Annotated in this window: 14 protein-coding genes; 8 read left to right on the top strand and 6 right to left on the bottom strand. The window is 66.7% G+C overall.

Going from position 1 to position 15,930, the window contains the following annotated elements; translation table 11 throughout:
- Positions 1-24: 24 nt before the first annotated feature.
- From RMCB_RS14310 to RMCB_RS14300, 3 genes are read right to left on the bottom strand one after another with little or no spacing between them, the layout of a single operon-like run.
- Positions 25-636, bottom strand: coding sequence for a DUF7158 domain-containing protein (locus RMCB_RS14310; protein WP_062829543.1), 612 nt, complete (start codon positions 634-636; stop codon positions 25-27).
- Positions 637-650: 14 nt separating this feature from the next.
- Positions 651-4,799: a glycoside hydrolase family 38 N-terminal domain-containing protein gene (locus RMCB_RS14305; protein WP_062829283.1), complete on the bottom strand. Its 4,149-nt coding sequence runs from the start codon at positions 4,797-4,799 to the stop codon at positions 651-653.
- 10 nt (positions 4,800-4,809) lie between these two features.
- Positions 4,810-5,769 carry a helix-turn-helix transcriptional regulator gene (locus RMCB_RS14300; protein WP_062829282.1) on the bottom strand — a complete coding sequence of 320 codons (960 nt, stop codon included), beginning with the start codon at positions 5,767-5,769 and terminating at the stop codon, positions 4,810-4,812.
- 61 nt (positions 5,770-5,830) lie between these two features.
- Here RMCB_RS14300 and RMCB_RS14295 point away from each other — a divergent pair, with 61 nt between their 5' ends.
- On the top strand, positions 5,831-6,355 hold the full coding sequence (locus RMCB_RS14295) for a DinB family protein (protein WP_062829281.1): 525 nt from the start codon (positions 5,831-5,833) through the stop codon (positions 6,353-6,355).
- A 2-nt stretch (positions 6,356-6,357) separates the two neighbouring features.
- Positions 6,358-6,957, top strand: a complete 600-nt coding sequence (locus RMCB_RS14290) for a DinB family protein (RefSeq protein WP_062829280.1) — start codon at positions 6,358-6,360, stop codon at positions 6,955-6,957.
- Between the two features lie 45 nt (positions 6,958-7,002).
- Here RMCB_RS14290 and RMCB_RS14285 read toward each other — a convergent pair whose 3' ends face one another.
- Positions 7,003-7,602: a TetR/AcrR family transcriptional regulator gene (locus tag RMCB_RS14285; protein ID WP_062829279.1), complete on the bottom strand. Its 600-nt coding sequence runs from the start codon at positions 7,600-7,602 to the stop codon at positions 7,003-7,005.
- A gap of 111 nt (positions 7,603-7,713) precedes the next feature.
- On the opposite strand from RMCB_RS14285, the gene RMCB_RS14280 reads away from it, so the two are divergent.
- Positions 7,714-8,700 carry an oxygenase MpaB family protein gene (locus tag RMCB_RS14280; RefSeq protein ID WP_062829278.1) on the top strand — a complete coding sequence of 329 codons (987 nt, stop codon included), beginning with the start codon at positions 7,714-7,716 and terminating at the stop codon, positions 8,698-8,700.
- A 64-nt stretch (positions 8,701-8,764) separates the two neighbouring features.
- On the opposite strand, the gene RMCB_RS14275 is transcribed toward RMCB_RS14280, so the two are convergent.
- A complete protein-coding gene (locus RMCB_RS14275; RefSeq protein WP_062829277.1) occupies positions 8,765-9,046 on the bottom strand; it encodes a hypothetical protein in 282 nt (93 codons plus the stop codon).
- A 226-nt stretch (positions 9,047-9,272) separates the two neighbouring features.
- A complete protein-coding gene (locus RMCB_RS14270; RefSeq protein WP_062829276.1) occupies positions 9,273-10,565 on the bottom strand; it encodes an MFS transporter in 1,293 nt (430 codons plus the stop codon).
- A 183-nt stretch (positions 10,566-10,748) separates the two neighbouring features.
- On the opposite strand from RMCB_RS14270, the gene RMCB_RS14265 reads away from it, so the two are divergent.
- The 5 genes from RMCB_RS14265 to RMCB_RS14245 all read left to right on the top strand — a co-directional run bounded on the left by RMCB_RS14265 (position 10,749) and on the right by RMCB_RS14245 (position 15,928).
- Positions 10,749-12,113, top strand: a complete 1,365-nt coding sequence (locus RMCB_RS14265; RefSeq protein ID WP_062829275.1) for an ABC1 kinase family protein — start codon at positions 10,749-10,751, stop codon at positions 12,111-12,113.
- Between the two features lie 32 nt (positions 12,114-12,145).
- Positions 12,146-13,051 (top strand): alpha/beta fold hydrolase, encoded by a 906-nt coding sequence (locus RMCB_RS14260; RefSeq protein WP_062829274.1) that lies wholly within the window; start codon positions 12,146-12,148, stop codon positions 13,049-13,051.
- A gap of 157 nt (positions 13,052-13,208) precedes the next feature.
- A complete protein-coding gene (locus tag RMCB_RS14255) occupies positions 13,209-14,081 on the top strand; it encodes a cyclopropane mycolic acid synthase family methyltransferase (protein ID WP_062829273.1) in 873 nt (290 codons plus the stop codon).
- Between the two features lie 195 nt (positions 14,082-14,276).
- Positions 14,277-15,137, top strand: a complete 861-nt coding sequence (locus tag RMCB_RS14250; protein WP_029370098.1) for a cyclopropane mycolic acid synthase family methyltransferase — start codon at positions 14,277-14,279, stop codon at positions 15,135-15,137.
- 95 nt (positions 15,138-15,232) lie between these two features.
- Entirely contained in the window at positions 15,233-15,928 is a 696-nt protein-coding gene (locus tag RMCB_RS14245) for a YciI family protein (protein ID WP_062829272.1), read from the top strand.
- Positions 15,929-15,930: the final 2 nt, after the last annotated feature.

Here is a 15,930-nt window from a genome sequence, read left to right as displayed (position 1 = left end):
GTCTCTTCTTCGCGCAAGCGCTCATCAGTGCCTATGGGTGTTGTCCGGCTGCCGCGGATCCCCCGGATGCTCATACCCGGGCGCAAGCTCGACCAGTTCAGCACACCGCACGTCGAGCCAGAGCCGGAAGGCTCGGCGCCGCGCGGCGGCCAGCAGGTGCGCTGCGACCTGATCGCGCACCTCACCGAGCCCGGCCGGCACCGGTTTGGCTCGCCAACCTTGTTGCTGCACGGCAGGTTTCGACGCGAAGCGCAACGGGTTGCGGGCGTGGTACGCGGTGACGTCCTCGTCGCTGATCTCCACAGCCTGAGTGACCTCAGCGAACACCGCCCGCGCGAGCGGCGTGGCCAGCACCGCGGCCGCCACACTGCCGATCTCCAAGCGTGCGGCGACATCCGGCAGCAGTTCATCTTCGCCGACCGCGCCGGCCGGACTCGCCCCGCGGGCGGCCGCCTCCGCGGCGACGACGCGCTCGGCGGCGACAAGCTGTGTCAGCCAACGACGCAACTGCCTGCCCTCGCTCGTGCCTTCACGCGGCAGCGCCGACGCGAGGTTGCCTGCCCGCACCATCGCCTCCCTTTCGTCGATCTCACTGACCAGCACCGGCTTACCGGCGACCATCGCGGCCACACCCATCGAGGCCCCGTGATTCATCGCACCACCACCCGGACAGCAGGGGTGTACAACAACCTTCCGGCACAGCCCACTCTGATCAGCGCCCACCATTGACCCGGGTCCACCCATTCCGGTGGAGACACGTCGAAATCGATCTGCGCCGCCCCACCGGCCGGAAGTTCAAACCCTACGGCAGGCGGCCCCATCCAATCCCATGTGCCCCACGGACTGATCAAGTGCGCCTCGGCGCTCAAGCCGGCTCGGGCATCGGTTCCCACCTCGATCGAAATCTGGCCACTGTCACCGGCTTTGACCTCTACCGGTTGCGGTTCGGCGCTCAGCTTGAGCACCGAACCGCCCGGTTCACCGACGGTGACCAGGCAGACGTCTTCGACCACCTGGCGCCAGGATGGCGGCAGGGCGGCCCCGTCGGTGCCGGTGACCACGAGTTCCGCGCGGATCGGGTACAGCCCGGGCGCGACGCCGGCCGGCATGCCCACCGTCACCTCGGTTTCCAGATGCTCGTCGGGCGGAAGCACAAACGGGAGTTCGGCAGGCTCGGCGGTCCACCCCGGCGGAACGATGACCCGGACCCGGCCGTGCAGCGGGGCGTCGGTACAGTCGCTGGCCGCCGTCAGGCGTAGCACCACCGGGGAATCCACTGACACGGTGAGGTTTTCCGGAAACAGATGCGCTACGGCGGGCAACCCACCGAGCGGTGCCGGACCCCGGTTGTGCAACCAGTAGCGGGCGTAGAGCGGTTGGGCGACTTCGGCCTCCGGAGCCAGTATGCGGTGCTCCGCACGCAGCACCCGAGGCAGGTTCAGCCGCGCCGCGACGGTCGCGATCTCAAAACCGTGTAGCCGCAGCTTATCCCGCGACCTCGGTGACTTCCGCGGCTCCTCGAGCAGGTCCAACGGCGTCGTCTCGGCGGACCGCAAGCCGGACCTCAGCTTGACATCCGTTGCGCTGCCTGCGGTTTCGACCAGCCGGACGGTGATACCGGCCGCCGGTTCGGCGAGCCGCACACTGCCGGAGGCCAACGGGTTGCCGGTGGGCTTGAGCGCAGCGAGTTGGACGTGTCCGGCCGGCTCGACCTCCAGCAGTGAACCCCACGCCGGCAGGCCACCTGCGTGGCTACGCCGAGTCGGGACCGCCCGCAACGGCCGGTTGAACTCCGCCCCGCGCGCGCAGACGCCGACCGCGCGCCAGTCGCCGTCGCCTGCCAGCAAGGCGTAGTCGAAAGTGTGTGTCCAGTGCTGCAATTGGAAGTTCGAACCGTCGGGCGTGGTCCGTCGCGGCGGGTCGATCCACGTGCCCGAGGGCCAGCCGGTGCAGGACCGCATGAGCGAGGTGTGCAGGGTACCGTCAGAGCCGACGGCAAATCCCGGCATGCCGCGGTTGAGTACCGCTACGGTGCGTTGCTCGAACGCTTCAGCTGCGGCCGGCACGTGCTGGTCGACGACGATCTCGGCGTCGGCCAGGTCGTCGACCACGGCCGCGAGATCACCGGCCAAGATCAGCACAGGTAGCGCCCGTGGGGCACGCAGGTCGGCGTCGGGCACCCACTGCTCGCGCAGCGGCGCCGTCGCGGGCACCCACACCCTGGCAGATCCGGTCGCGTCCAACTGGCGCTTCAGTTCATTGCCGTACGCATCGTCCGATTCGGCGAGAACTGCTGCGGTGAACGAGTTTTCACTGGGTCCGCCGAGAGCGAGCCGGGTGTCGGGCAGGTTGGAATCCACTGCTAGGTTGCCGTAGCGCGGTTTGTCCCCCCTGCTGCAGGTGGCGGTCACACCGGCGCGGGCCAGCGCCACCACCAACTCTCGCGCGTCAACGACGTCGGACGAATCGATGAGGTCGGGGGTCACCACCTCGGCCACCGACACCGCACGCACCGCGTCGCCGACCTTGATGCGCACCGCCGAGGACAAGCCGAACCAGCCGTAGGCGGGATTGTCCAGGGTCCACGGATGCTGGGCTGAGTCGACCGCCGTCGGCTCGTGATCGTGCATCAGCCCGAACCCGCGCCCGATGACGGCGTCGCCGACCTCGCTGACCGGCAGTGCCCCGGGCACCGGACACGGCCAGCGCAGCCGCAACAGCTTGTCGGATCCGGTGAAGTCGTCGATGATCGTCCGGCAGTCGACACGGTCCAAGCCTCGCCACAGGGTGATGGTCTGGGTGTAGCGCAGCAGCCCCTCGATACGGCCGCGGACGGTCACGCGTTGTCCCAAAGCGCTTTCTTGACAAAATGTTTCGTCGGCCGCAGTGCCCGACGAGCAGACCACCGGACCCTTGGGCAGCAGGTGCCACGGCCCCTCGCCGGCTTGCGGATGCGCCGAATACTCGTCATAGACCGCGAGTTCGTTGCCCACCGCACCGTCGGCGAGCAGTTCCCGGCCGGACCGGAGAAGCGAGGCCACCCCGCCGCCGCGAGCCGGGTCGACCGTCAGCCGGTAGTGGTCGTTCTCGATGGTGCACCCTGCCAACGGTTTCCACTGCGCCGCGGCGCCATCGGCGAACCGGTAGGCACGCCAGCCCAGTGAGGGCACGTCGCGGGCCAGCCAGCTCACGGTCCTGCCGCCGTGCTCGACCAGCACGGGCACCTCTGAGCCGTCGGTGTCGAGCAGCACGCCACCCACTGGAGCGTCCAGATGGAGGGTAACGACATCGGTACGGTTGTGTGCCAACGAGTTCCACACCACCACGGACCCGTCCACCGCTTCCGAGAGCAGTTCCAGCGCATTGTCGCGGGCTGCGCGGCCCAGTTCCCAGGCGTCGCGCCAGCCGGTCAGCAGGTCGAGGTAGACCTGATCGGACTCCGATCCGGTGATGGCGTCGTGGTGGGCGCCGTAGGCCAGCTGAACCCAGGCTTTGGACAGCGCCGCCTGCGGATAGTCGGCACCGCCGAGCAGCCCCGCGAACACCGCGAAACGTTCGGCGTCGAGCACGGCATCCTCGGCGGCCCGGTTGGCCTGTTTGGTGTCGATGTAGGACACGTCCTTGCCCGTGTAGATCGGGTTCATGTCCCGGGTCTGCGGCGACGGCTTGACGCCGCGTGAGTCGAGTTCGGTTCGTACCGCGGCGAAGAACTCGCTGGGCAGAGCGCACACGAACCTCGGCCAGACGTAGCGGGCGTTCCAGTCGCGGTGGATCTCGGTCACCCATTTGTTGGGCGGCGTGTAGTCGGTGCCGACCGGCAGCAGCACGTTGCGGGTCAACGCGACGCGCTTGAGCTTGGCGAACAGCCGGTAGGTGGATTCTTCGGCCTCGGCCAGCGTCGCCGCGGAATCCATCCACCAGCCGGCCGAGTAATGCGCAGGCATGTAGTGGGTGAGCAGCCCCCGACCCGACGGGGCGATCCACTCGAATTCGCTGGCGAACTGCATGCGCTCGGGATCGCCGTCGTTCTGCATCGGACCCCACTGGTGATGCGGTCCGCGGGCCCAGGAGCTGGACGTCAGGCCCACGTCGGCCGCCATGCCGGGGAACTGCGGGTCGTGCCCGAACACATCGAGCTGCCAGGCCGTCGCAGGGTTCGCACCCAGCACCTGGCGCTGAAAACCGATGCCCGCCACGAAGTTTCGGATGGCGGTTTCCGGGCTGGTGAGGTTGGTGTTCGGTTCGTTGTAGGTGCCACCCATGATCTCGACGCGGCCATCAGCCACGAACCGCCGCAGGTCGGCGCGGTCTTCGGGATGCGCGTCCCAGTAGGGCTTGAGGTAGTCCACCTCGGCCAGCACGAACTTGTATTCCGGTTCGCGGCGCGCCATTTCCAGGTGGGCCGCCACCAGGTCGAATCCGTTGGTCTGCCGGCATCGGCCGGGCGGGTCTTCGGTCCACACGCTGGTGTAGGCGGCTTGGGTGTTCCACCACACCGGGTCGTAATGGAAGTGGCTAATCATGTACATGGTCCAGCCGGGTTCGGCGACGGTGAACTCGAATTCGAATCCCTCGACCACCGCGAGGCGGGTGTCACCGGGTCCGGCGTCGCGCACGGTCACCGGGACCTCGACCACACCATCGCCCGCGTCTGCGACGGCCTGCCCGGACAGGCCGTCGCCGTCCACCCGGATGGTCGTCGCAGCCGTGCATCCCGTGTAGGACACCCGGGCCAGTTGCACCGGCAGATCCGAGGAACCGATGAACAATTCCGTCGACTCCGCGGCGATGACGCGCATGCAGCGAACCTTACGTTCGCGCGGCGCTCCGGGACAGGCGTTCGGCCATTGCCCGAACGGCGGAGGCCAGCTCAGGCGGTTCCAGCACCTCGAAATCGTGACCGAGGGTGGCGAAGTACACCACCATGCGTTCGGGGTCGTCGGCGCCCGCGGTGACGATGCAGGCATCCGGGCCGTCCGCCTCGACCGTGGCCGAAGCGGGTGAAAACATCGGTGCCACAACGTCTTGTGGGGCCGCATAGCGCACTCGCGCCACATACCGATACGGCGATGAGCTGATCGCCCGACGCACGTAGTCTGCCGGGTCGGGAGCGTCACGTGGCGTGAAGGTGCTGCCCAACGCCCTGACCTCGGACATCCGGTCCAGCCGCAGCGTGCGCCAGTCGGCACGGTCGCGGTCGTAGGCCATCAGGTACCACCGGCGCCCCGTCGTGACGAGCTGATAGGGCTCCAGCCTGCGTTGCGTGCTGTTGCCGCGGATGTCGGTGTACCCGGCGGCGACATGTTCGCGGTCGCGGCAGGCGCGGGCCAGGGTCATCAGCACATCGGGCTCGACCGGTGCGTCCGACGAGTTGGGCGACAGGGTGACGGTGGCGTCGTGCACGGCCGATACCTGTGAGCGCAGCCGCGCCGGCATCACCTGGTCGAGTTTGGTCAGGGCCCGCAAGGCCGATTCCCCGACGCCCGCGACGCTGCCGCCGGCGGCCAAACGCAGGCAGACGGCCATCGCGACGGCTTCGTCCGGGTCGAGCAGCAGCGGTGGCAGCGCCGCCCCGGCGCCGAGTTGGTAGCCGCCGCCGTGCCCCTTGCTGGCATGCACGGGATAGCCGAGATCACGCAGTCGTTCGATGTCGCGCCGAACGCTGCGGCCCGTGACGCCGAGCCGCTGGGCCAGTTCCTCGCCCGACCAGACGCGGCGCGACTGCAGCAGGCCGAGCAGTTGCAGCACCCGACTGGTCGTTTCGCCCATGCGGCAAGTCTGTCGCACTCTTAGGACAAAAACTGTCCTCTATGGGTGCGAAGGTGGCTTCATGCAGAGAAACCCGCTGGCCGATCAGCTGGACTACCACTGGACCCACCAACTGCGTCCCCGGCTCGACGGACTGACCGATGACGAGTACCTGTGGCAGCCGGTCCCCGGTTGCTGGACGATCCATCCCGACGGTGCTATCGACTTCAGCTATCCCCCACCGCAGCCGGAGCCGTTCACGACCATCGCGTGGCGGCTGGCGCACGTCATCGTCGGTGTCTTCGCCATGCGCAACCACTCACACTTCGGCGGAGCGCCTGCCGACTACCAGACCTGGCCGTACGCCACCGACGCCGCCACGGCCCTGAGCCAACTCGACGACGCCTACCGAATCTGGATCGACGGCGTCCGCTCGCTGGGCGAGGATGACCTCAAGCAGCCGTGCGGGCCCGCGGAGGGTCCATGGGCCGAGTACTCGATGACCGAGCTGATACTGCACATCAACCGGGAGGCCATCCACCACGGCGCCGAAATCGCCTGCATCCGCGACCTTTACGTCCATTCAAACCACAACCAGGAGAACTGAACATGCCCGGAATGCCCCCACCCGCTGCCGACGAGCGTCAGAACCTCATCGAGTTCCTGCGCCACAATCAGAACGCGTTCGTCGCGGTGTGCCACGGCTTGACCGACGAACAAGCCCGGTCCACTCCGTCGGTGAGCGCGCTGTCGGTCGGCGGCTTGATCAAACATGTCACCGCCGTGCAGCGCAGCTGGGCTGATCGCGTCAGGTCGGCACCGGATTTTCCGCCGCCGGATCCACGGCCCATGGAGGAGATCATGGCCGAGTACGCCGACCAGCACGTGATGCGCGAGGACGAAACCCTCGCCGATCTGGTCGCTGCGTTGACGGCGGAGAACGCCGCCACGCTGCAGGCCTTCGCCGACGCCGACCTGGGTGTGCCCGTGCCGGTGCCGCAGGAGGTGCCGTGGTTCCCCAAGGACGTCGAGCACTGGTCGCCGCGCTGGGTGGCCATGCATCTCGTGGAGGAGCTCGCCCGGCATGCCGGGCACGCCGACATCATCCGTGAATCCATAGACGGCGCAACGATGTACGAGTTGATGGCCGCTGTGGAGGAATGGCCGGAGACCGAGTGGATCAAGCGGTGGCGGCCCGCTGAAGTCTGATTGGCGGCCCGCCGCCGAGTCTGATGGGCGGCCCGCCGCCGAGGGCTAGCGCGCCAACACCAGGCGCAACGCGTGCTCGACCACGGCGTCGAGATCGTCGCCGAGGTGCCCGGCCAGCCACTGCTGGGCCAGCTCGGCCATCGCGCCGGTGTACATGGCGGCGCCGACCTGGGCGGCCACCGGGTCCGAGCCGGGATGCAGGCGGCCGCCCTCGGTCAGGACCGCTTCGCGGAGCAGGTCCTGGGTGGCGGTGCGACGCGCCGCCAGCACGGGGTTGGCCCTGGCGTCGGTGAACAAGACGCGGCCGCGCCGCGGATCGGCGGAGCTGAAGCCCAGCACCGCGGCGATCCCGGCGCGGGTCCGTGTCCGCACCGAATCACCCGCTCCCGCCATGGCCGTCTCGAGTTCGGCCGCAAGAGCCGCGGCCACCTGGTCGTACACGGCGCCGAGCAGGTCGTCGGTGTCAGCGAAGCTCTCGTAGAAGTAGCGGGTGTTCAGGCCGCATTCGCGGCACACCGAACGCACCGACAGCGCGGCCTCGCCGCCGTCGCCGAACAGGCCGAACGCCGCGTCGATGAGCCGCGCGCGGCGTTCGGCGCGGCGGTCCGTCAGCGGCACGCCCGCCCACCGGGTCGGAGATGACATCAGTACAGACTAAGTCTGGTCACGGGTGTAGCCAAAATGTATTGTGGTTACGACCGTAGCCAAACCGTGAGGAGAGCCCCCGCCGTGCTGAGTCCGAGGTCCGTGCCCTTCATGCCGTTCGTCGGGCAGTGGCTGAATCAGAAGTTCGACGCCGACATTCGCCGGAACTATTTCCGTGGGATGGATTTCGAAGGGCCCGCGGGTGACCCGGGGTGGTTCGGCCCGGGCAGCGCGGTGTGGCACGTGCACTCTCACATGCACGCCCTGATCTTCGGGTTGCAGTGCGCGGCCTACATGGAGCGCCTCGATCCGTCGATCTACTGGATGGGCATGCACCACTCCCGGCTGGTGAAGCGCGACGAGGACGGACAGGCCATCCCCCAGATCGACCCCAAGGGCGCCGCCGTACGCCTGGGCCACTCGATCGCGTTCTTCATAGGCACCGCGTACGGCTCCACCGAGACCGCCGAACGGCTGGCCAAGGCTGTGCGGGCCATGCACCACACCATCAAGGGCGTCCGCCCCGACGGTGCACCGTACGACGCCGACGATCCCGACTGGTTGCGCTGGAACTACGCCACGGTGGTCTGGGGCCTGGCCACCGCGCACGAGCTGTATCACCCACAACCCTTGCGCGGCAAGAAACTCGACCGCTACTACGGCGAGTTCATCCGCGTCGGGCACGCCCTTGGTGGCACCGGCCTTCCCGCCACGAAGGCCGAGACGCTCGACTGCCTCACGTCTTACCTTCCCAAGCTCGCGCTCACCCACGGGGCAGCCATGGCCACCGGGCCGAATGTGCCGATGCCGCAGAGCGCGATCGACTGGGCCATCCGGGACACCATGCCGAAGTGGGCCATGCAGCTGATTGCACACCAGTCCCCCAACATCATCGAGCGCACCGCACGCCGGGGCCTGGTGTGGTCGACCATCAACGGTCTGGAGTTGGCGGCCGGGTCCATTCCGGAGTTCCGGCAGGCCCAGGCCCGGGTGGCCGGCGGCGTGGACCCGGCCTTGGCGCCGCATACCGAGCCGTCGTACGTACCAGGCAGCGACCCGGTCCGCAGCCGCGAGGAGGTCGAGCACAGCTTCGCCTGAGGCAGGCGAAATACACTGAGCCCCTGGCCTATTGGCCAGGGGCTCAGTGTATGGGTGGAGCGGGTCAGCTGCGGTGTTCGCCGCGGTGGCCGTAGAAGGAGTGGTCCCAGTGGTGCCACGGCCAGAAGCCCCAGAAGCCCCAGTCGCGGTACTCGCGGTGCTCGCGGTGGTCGCCCGAATCGTGCCGGTAGTCCACCGAGTAGCTGCGGGAATGATCCGAGGGGCCCGGATCGGCGTTGGCGCCTGCCGCCAGCCCCAGTGCGGCACCGCCAAGGATGCCTGCGGCGGCGACCGGAGCCGCAACGAAGCGGGCGAAGAAGCGGGACTTGGTGTTGGTGGTTGTCATCTGAGTTCTCCTGTGTGAGCTGGATTTTGATTGTTTGTGACGCTGTCACGTCTACGAAACTACGGGGCCGCCCAGCCGGTGTCGCGGTTGTGCGCACAACCCGCGCAACATCCGCTTTCCGGTAGATTCGCGCATTGTGCTCAAGCGTTCGTCTGCGCCAAATCGACTGAGCCCCTGCTTGATTCGAATCGAGCAGGGGCTCATCGGTGCAACATGGAGCGCAGATCTACTGCAGAACAGCACCTTTCGTTTCCGGCAACGCCGATGTGCAAACCAGGCTGACCAGGACGACCACGGCCATCATGGCGCCGACAGCAGGCGTGCCCCAGGCGGCCAGTAGCGGTGCAGCGACGATCGTCGGCACGGCTCCGCCGATCAACCCCGCGAGGTTCAGGGACAGCCCGGCACCGCTGTAGCGGTACCTGGTCCGGAAGATCTCCGGTATGAACGCGGCCATCGGCCCGTACGAACTCGCGGCGATCGCGTAAGTACCCGACATGGCGAGCGTGAACAACGCGGCATTGCCGGTGTCGATCAGCGGAAGCACGACGAACGTCCAGGGGACACCGGCGGCCAACGCCACCATGATGACGCGTCGCCGGCCGAACCTGTCGCTCAGCACAGCACTCAGCGCGTTGAACACCACCACGATCACTCCACCGAGCAACCCCACCTGCAGGATCAAATCCGGCGAAAAGCCAACGCGGGTATGGGCGTAGCTCATCAGATACGCGTTGGCCATGTAGCCCAGCGCGAAGAATCCGACCATGCTGCCCGCAGCAAGGAGCACTTCGCGCCGCTGTCCACGTAGCAGGGCGGTCAGCGGTGTAACGGGCGCAGCGCCGCGGGCCTGGCCGGTGAACACCGGGGTCTCCGCCACGTTGAGCCGGACATAGAGCGCGATGACCACCAGCACTGCGCTGAAGAGAAATGGGATCCGCCAGCCCCATACGACGAACGCGTGGCTGGATTCGCCGATGGTCTTGTTCACCGCGAGAAACAGCAGGCTGCTCATGACCAGTCCGCTGCCCACACCCATCTGCGTGAACATTCCGTAGCGGCCGCGCTCGGCAGGCGGTGCGTACTCGGCCGACAGCAGCGCGGCACCGGCCCATTCGCCACCGACCGCGAATCCCTGCACGAGCCGCAGTGTGAGCAGGATCAGCGGCGCGGCCATGCCGATGGTCGCCGCGCTGGGAACCGTGCCGACGGCGACCGTGGACAGGCCCATGATCAACAGGGTGGCGATCAGCGTCGACTTGCGGCCCAGCCGGTCGCCGAAATGCCCGAAGAACGCCGCACCCAGCGGCCGCGACAGAAACGCCGCCGCGAAGGTCGCCATCGACGCGACGGTTGCCATCGTCGTACCGAGATGCGGGAAGAACACCTTCGGGAACACCAGCGCCGCCGCCGTGCCGTAGATGTAGAAGTCGTAGTACTCGATGGCAGATCCGACGAAGCTGGCCATCGCCACGCGCTTCATCGGGGTGCCCTGGGATTCCTGCAGAATCGTGGCCATGTTCGCTCCTCAACCAGTCGTTTTGGCTGAAGCTACGAAGCGCGGGCACCGGTGGCGCGGTTGTGCTCACAAGCGGCCCTAACCAGCGATCTTGAGGTTCTGCGCATTCTGCTCACGCGGCGTCCCTGTGATACGCAGCACACCCATTTTTGGCGGTACCGGCGGTTTTGAGACACTGCCCTAATGAGCACTCCCCCCTCGAAAACAAAACAGCGCGAGGGAGCCAAACTGGATCGGGTGCCCCTGCCGGTCGAGGCCGCACGCATCGGCGCGACGGGTTGGCAGATCACCCGTACGGGCGCCCGCGTGGTCACCAACCTTCTCGGCAAGGGCTCTCTGCAGCAGAAGATCATCAAGCAGGTCCCGCAGACGTTCTCCGATCTCGGCCCCACCTACGTCAAGTTCGGGCAGATCATCGCGTCCAGTCCCGGCGCTTTCGGCGAACCGCTGAGCCGCGAGTTCCGCAGCCTGCTGGATCGGGTGCCCCCCGCCGACACCGACGCCGTGCACAAGCTGTTCAAAGAAGAACTCGGCGACGACCCGCAGAACCTGTTCAAGTCGTTCGACGAGAAGCCGTTCGCGTCGGCCTCGATCGCCCAGGTGCACTACGCGACCCTGCACTCCGGCGAGGAGGTGGTGGTCAAGATCCAGCGGCCGGGCATCCGCCGTCGCGTCGCCGCAGATCTGCAGATCCTCAAGCGCGGCGCGCAGATCGTCGAGCTGGCCAAGCTGGGCCGCCGCCTCTCGGCCCAGGACGTGGTCGCCGACTTCGCCGACAACCTCGCCGAGGAGCTCGACTTCCGCCTCGAAGCTCAGTCGATGGACGCATGGGTGTCGCACATGCACGCCTCACCGCTGGGCGAGAACATCCGGGTGCCGCAGGTGTACTGGGACCTGACCAGCCAGCGGGTGCTGACGATGGAACGCGTGGAAGGCATCCGCATCGACGACGTGGCCGCCATCCGTAAGGCCGGTTTCGACGGCACCGAGCTGGTGAAGGCGCTGCTCTTCAGCGTTTTCGAGGGCGGCCTCAAGCACGGCCTGTTCCACGGCGACCTGCACGCGGGCAACCTGTACGTGGATCACGAAGCCAAGATCGTGTTCTTCGACTTCGGCATCATGGGCCGCATCGATCCGCGCACCCGCTGGCTGCTGCGTGAGCTGGTCTACGCCCTGCTGGTCAAGAAGGACCATGCCGCCGCCGGCAAGATCGTGGTGCTGATGGGCGCGGTCGGCACCGTCAAGCCCGAGGGCGACGCCGCCAAGGACCTCGAGGCGTTCGCCACCCCGCTGACCATGAAGTCGCTGGGCGATATGTCCTATGCGGAAATCGGCAGGCAGCTCTCGGCGCTGGCCGACGCGTACGACGTCAAGCTGCCCCGCGAGCTCGTGCTCATCGGCAAACAGTTCCTCTACGTCGAGCGGTACATGAAACTCCTCGCCCCCAAGTGGCAGATGATGAGCGATCCGCAGCTCACCGGCTATTTCGCCAATTTCATGGTCGACATCAGCCGCGAGCACAAGGACATTGACGAGGTCGACGCGTAGATGACCGACGAGCGCTCGCGCGAGGAGCATTGATGCAAGTTCGTACCGGCTATGCGAAGTCCGGCGATCTCGACATCTATTACGAGGACATGGGCGATCCGAACGACCCCGCGGTCCTGCTGATCATGGGGCTCGGCGCGCAGTTGCTGTTGTGGCGCAACGGTTTCTGCGAGAAGCTCGTCAACCAGGGGTTGCGCGTCATCCGCTACGACAATCGCGATGTCGGGCTGTCGACCAAGTTGTCCGGCCAGCGCGTCGACACCCCGTTGCCGTTGCGGATGGCCCGCTCATTCCTGGGATTGCGCAGCCCGTCGGTGTACACGCTCGAGGACATCGCCGACGACGCCGCGGCCCTGCTGGACCACCTCGGCATCGACAGCGCGCACATCGTCGGCGGCTCGATGGGTGGGATGGTCGCGCAGGTGTTCGCCGCGCAGTACCGGCACCGGACCAAGACCCTCGCGGTGATCTTCTCCAGTAACAACAAGGCGCTCCTGCCGCCGCCGGGGGTCAAGCAGCTGCTGTCGCTGGTCACCGGCCCGCCGCCGGGTTCGACGCGAGATGCCGTCATCGACAACGCCATTCGGCTCGGCAAGCTCAACGGCAGCCCGGCCTACCCGACGCCCGACTACCAGATGCGCGCCGAGGCCGCGGAACTCTACGATCGGTCGTACTACCCGGCAGGCGTCGCGCGGCATTTCGCCGCGATCCTCGGCAGCGGCAGCCTGTTGCGCTACGACCGGCGCATCACGGCTCCCACCGTGGTGATCCACGGCCTCGCGGACCGGTTGATGCGGCCGTTCGGCGGACGGGCCGTGGCCAAGGCGATCGCGGGCGCCCGCCTGGTATTGATCGACGGCATGGGCCACGAGCTACCAGAACCGGTGTGGGACGAAGTCGTCGGTGAGCTCAAGACGAACTTCGCCTGCGTGAGCTGATTCGTGAGTCTGCAACAAGACTCCTCCCGCGGCGCATTTGCCGGGCCCGTGAAGCTCGGTAGCTGGGTAATGCCGGTTTAGGCTTTGCTGCAGTCTGGGGCGGACTCATCAAATCGTGATGCAGCGCAGCCCTCGGACGACTCCGAGAGGCAACACCATGGCCAAAAATCCGGCCAAGCTCACGCCGAAATTCGAAGACGTACAGGCCCACTACGACCTGTCCGACGACTTCTTCGCGCTGTTCCTGGACTCCAGCAGGACCTACAGCTGCGCATACTTCGAACGCGACGACATGTCACTGGACGAGGCCCAGCTGGCGAAGATCGATCTGTCCCTCGGCAAGTTGGGGCTGCAGCCGGGCATGACGTTGCTCGACGTCGGATGTGGTTGGGGCGCAACGATGATGCGCGCCCTAGAACGTTACGACGTCAACGTCGTCGGCCTCACGCTCAGCCGCAATCAGCTGGCGCACGTGCAGCAGTTGTTCGACAGTTCGGACAGCCCGCGCAGCAAGCGCGTGCTGCTCAGTGGCTGGGAGCAGTTCACCGAACCGGTGGACCGCATCGTGTCGATCGGCGCCTTCGAGCATTTCGGTCACGAGCGCTACGCCGACTTCTTCCGGTTCGCCCACGACGCCCTGCCGCCCGACGGCGTGATGTTGCTGCACACCATCACGGGCCTGCATCCCAAGCAGGCGCAGGAGCGCGGCATCCCGCTGACGTTCGATATGGCGCGGTTCATCAGGTTCATCGTCACCGAGATCTTCCCGGGCGGGCGTCTCCCGTCGATCGAGATGGTCGAGGACCACGCCGGACAGGCCGGGTTCACCCTGACCCGCAGGCAGTCGCTGCAATCGCACTACGCACGCACCCTGGACCTGTGGGCGGCGGCGCTGCAGGACCACCGCGACGAGGCCATCGCGATCCAGTCAGAAGAGGTCTACGAGCGGTACATGCACTACCTCACCGGCTGCGCGAAAGCCTTCCGGATCGGCTACATCGACGTAAATCAGTTCACCCTGCAGCGCTAGGCGTGTCGTCTCAGCTTCGCTATCGCGCCGCAGGCGATCCGATTCCCGCTGGCACCGTTGATGCAGTAGACAAAGTGGCGCCCATCACATGTTTGCCAGGTCAAATCGTTGACAGCAGTCAAGGCCCACCGGGCCTGACCTGCTGTAGGCTGACTTTTCGCGAGGGAAATCTATAGGCTTGGAGCAATTTCGAACATGTCAGAATTGACGCCGAAATACGAAGAACTGCAGTCGATCTACGACATTTCGAACGAATTCTACGAACTGTTCCTCGGCCCGACAATGGGCTACACCTGCGGGTACTTCGAACGCGAAGACATGACCGGCGACGAGGCGCAGATCGCCAAGTTCGACCTCGCGCTGGGCAAGCTCGGCCTGGAACCCGGCATGACGCTGCTCGACATCGGTTGCGGGTGGGGCGCCTGCATGGCACGAGCCATCGAGAAGTACGACGTCAACGTCATCGGCCTGACCCTGTCCGGCGAGCAGCGCGAATATGCCATCAAGAAGCTCGCGAAGGTTCCCACCGACCGCAAGGTCGAGGTGCGCCTGCAGGGCTGGGAAGAATTCGAGGACAAGGTCGACCGCATCGTGTCGATCGGCGCGTTCGAGCACTTCGGATTCGACCGCTACCCGGCCTTCTTCAAGATGGCCTACGACGCGCTTCCCGACGACGGCACCATGCTCCTGCACAACATCACCGGGTTCGACCTGCGTCAAGGCCAGAAGCTCGGCCTGCACATGACGTTCGAGGACGCCCGGTTCGCCCGGTTCATCATGACCGAGATCTTCCCCGGCGGCCGGCTGCCCTCGGTTGAGATGGAGAAAGAGCGGGCGCTCGAAGCCGGGTTCAAGCTCACCCAGCTGCAGGAGATCGGCCCGCACTACGTCCGGACCCTCAAGATCTGGGCCGACGCGCTCGAGGCCCACAAGGACGAGGCCATCGCGATCCAGGGCCAAGAGGTCTACGACCGCTACGACAAGTACCTCAACGGCTGCCAGAAGTACTTCGCCTCGGGTCACATCAGCGTCCATCAGTTCACGCTGCAGAAGTAATTTCTCCCGAGCTGTCGGATCGGGGCGGCGTCGTTCGTCGGATGGGTAGAGAGTGGGGACAACAGGTTCTCACTCGCTGACACCGGGAGACGACGATGCACTACTTCGCCCTACTGATCAATCGGGAGAACGCACTCACCCCTGAGCAGGGTGCCGCCGAGATGTCGGCCTACCTGGACTTCCACGCCAAAGCTGCGGCGTCCATACGTGCAGGCGATGCGCTGACCCCGGCCGCGGGTGCTGTCCGCATCTCCGGCGGCCCGGACAATCCGGCCATCACCGATGGTCCGTTCGCCGAGAGCGCCGAGGTGGCGGCCGGTTACTACGTATTCGAGGCAGACAACCTCGACGAGGCGCTCGCGCTGGCCCGCGACATCCCGGCAGCCAAGTACGGCGCGGTCGAGGTGTGGCCGATGGTCCACTGGCGGGCACCCGAGCAGCCGCTGCGCAACGACTGGCTGGCCCTGCTGCTGGAACCGCCGGAGTCCGTGAACGTGCCCGGCACCGACGAGTGGAACAAACAAGCGGCTCTGCACATGGAGCTGGCCAACACCATCGGCGACAAGACGCTTGCCGGTGCGCCGCTGCATCCGCCGTCCACCGCGACCACGGTGCAGGTGCGCGACGGCAAGGTGACCTTCACCGACGGCCCGTACGCCGAGGGTGCCGAGGTGGCCAACGGGTTCTACGTGTTGCGTGCCGCCGACCGCGACGAGGCCGTCAAACTGGCATCGATGATCCCGGCCTCGGCCATCGAGGTTCGGCAGTTGTCCGGTATCGCGGGGTTGTAGTC

The organism is Mycolicibacterium brisbanense (assembly GCF_001570425.1).
GTDB lineage: Bacteria > Actinomycetota > Actinomycetes > Mycobacteriales > Mycobacteriaceae > Mycobacterium > Mycobacterium brisbanense.
The sequence above is the reverse complement of the archived record's forward strand: the minus strand, read 5'-3'. Positions and strand labels throughout refer to the sequence as shown.

Bases quoted from the DNA above. Each gene is read 5' to 3' on its own strand.
- RMCB_RS14310 (WP_062829543.1), bottom strand. From the start codon at position 636: ATGGGTGTGGCCGCGATGGTCGCCGGTAAGCCGGTGCTGGTCAGTGAG.
- RMCB_RS14305 (WP_062829283.1), bottom strand. From the start codon at position 4,799: ATGCGCGTCATCGCCGCGGAGTCGACGGAATTGTTCATCGGTTCCTCG.
- RMCB_RS14300 (WP_062829282.1), bottom strand. From the start codon at position 5,769: ATGGGCGAAACGACCAGTCGGGTGCTGCAACTGCTCGGCCTGCTGCAG.
- RMCB_RS14295 (WP_062829281.1), top strand. From the start codon at position 5,831: ATGCAGAGAAACCCGCTGGCCGATCAGCTGGACTACCACTGGACCCAC.
- RMCB_RS14290 (WP_062829280.1), top strand. From the start codon at position 6,358: ATGCCCGGAATGCCCCCACCCGCTGCCGACGAGCGTCAGAACCTCATC.
- RMCB_RS14285 (WP_062829279.1), bottom strand. From the start codon at position 7,602: ATGTCATCTCCGACCCGGTGGGCGGGCGTGCCGCTGACGGACCGCCGC.
- RMCB_RS14280 (WP_062829278.1), top strand. From the start codon at position 7,714: ATGCCGTTCGTCGGGCAGTGGCTGAATCAGAAGTTCGACGCCGACATT.
- RMCB_RS14275 (WP_062829277.1), bottom strand. From the start codon at position 9,046: ATGACAACCACCAACACCAAGTCCCGCTTCTTCGCCCGCTTCGTTGCG.
- RMCB_RS14270 (WP_062829276.1), bottom strand. From the start codon at position 10,565: ATGGCCACGATTCTGCAGGAATCCCAGGGCACCCCGATGAAGCGCGTG.
- RMCB_RS14265 (WP_062829275.1), top strand. From the start codon at position 10,749: ATGAGCACTCCCCCCTCGAAAACAAAACAGCGCGAGGGAGCCAAACTG.
- RMCB_RS14260 (WP_062829274.1), top strand. From the start codon at position 12,146: ATGCAAGTTCGTACCGGCTATGCGAAGTCCGGCGATCTCGACATCTAT.
- RMCB_RS14255 (WP_062829273.1), top strand. From the start codon at position 13,209: ATGGCCAAAAATCCGGCCAAGCTCACGCCGAAATTCGAAGACGTACAG.
- RMCB_RS14250 (WP_029370098.1), top strand. From the start codon at position 14,277: ATGTCAGAATTGACGCCGAAATACGAAGAACTGCAGTCGATCTACGAC.
- RMCB_RS14245 (WP_062829272.1), top strand. From the start codon at position 15,233: ATGCACTACTTCGCCCTACTGATCAATCGGGAGAACGCACTCACCCCT.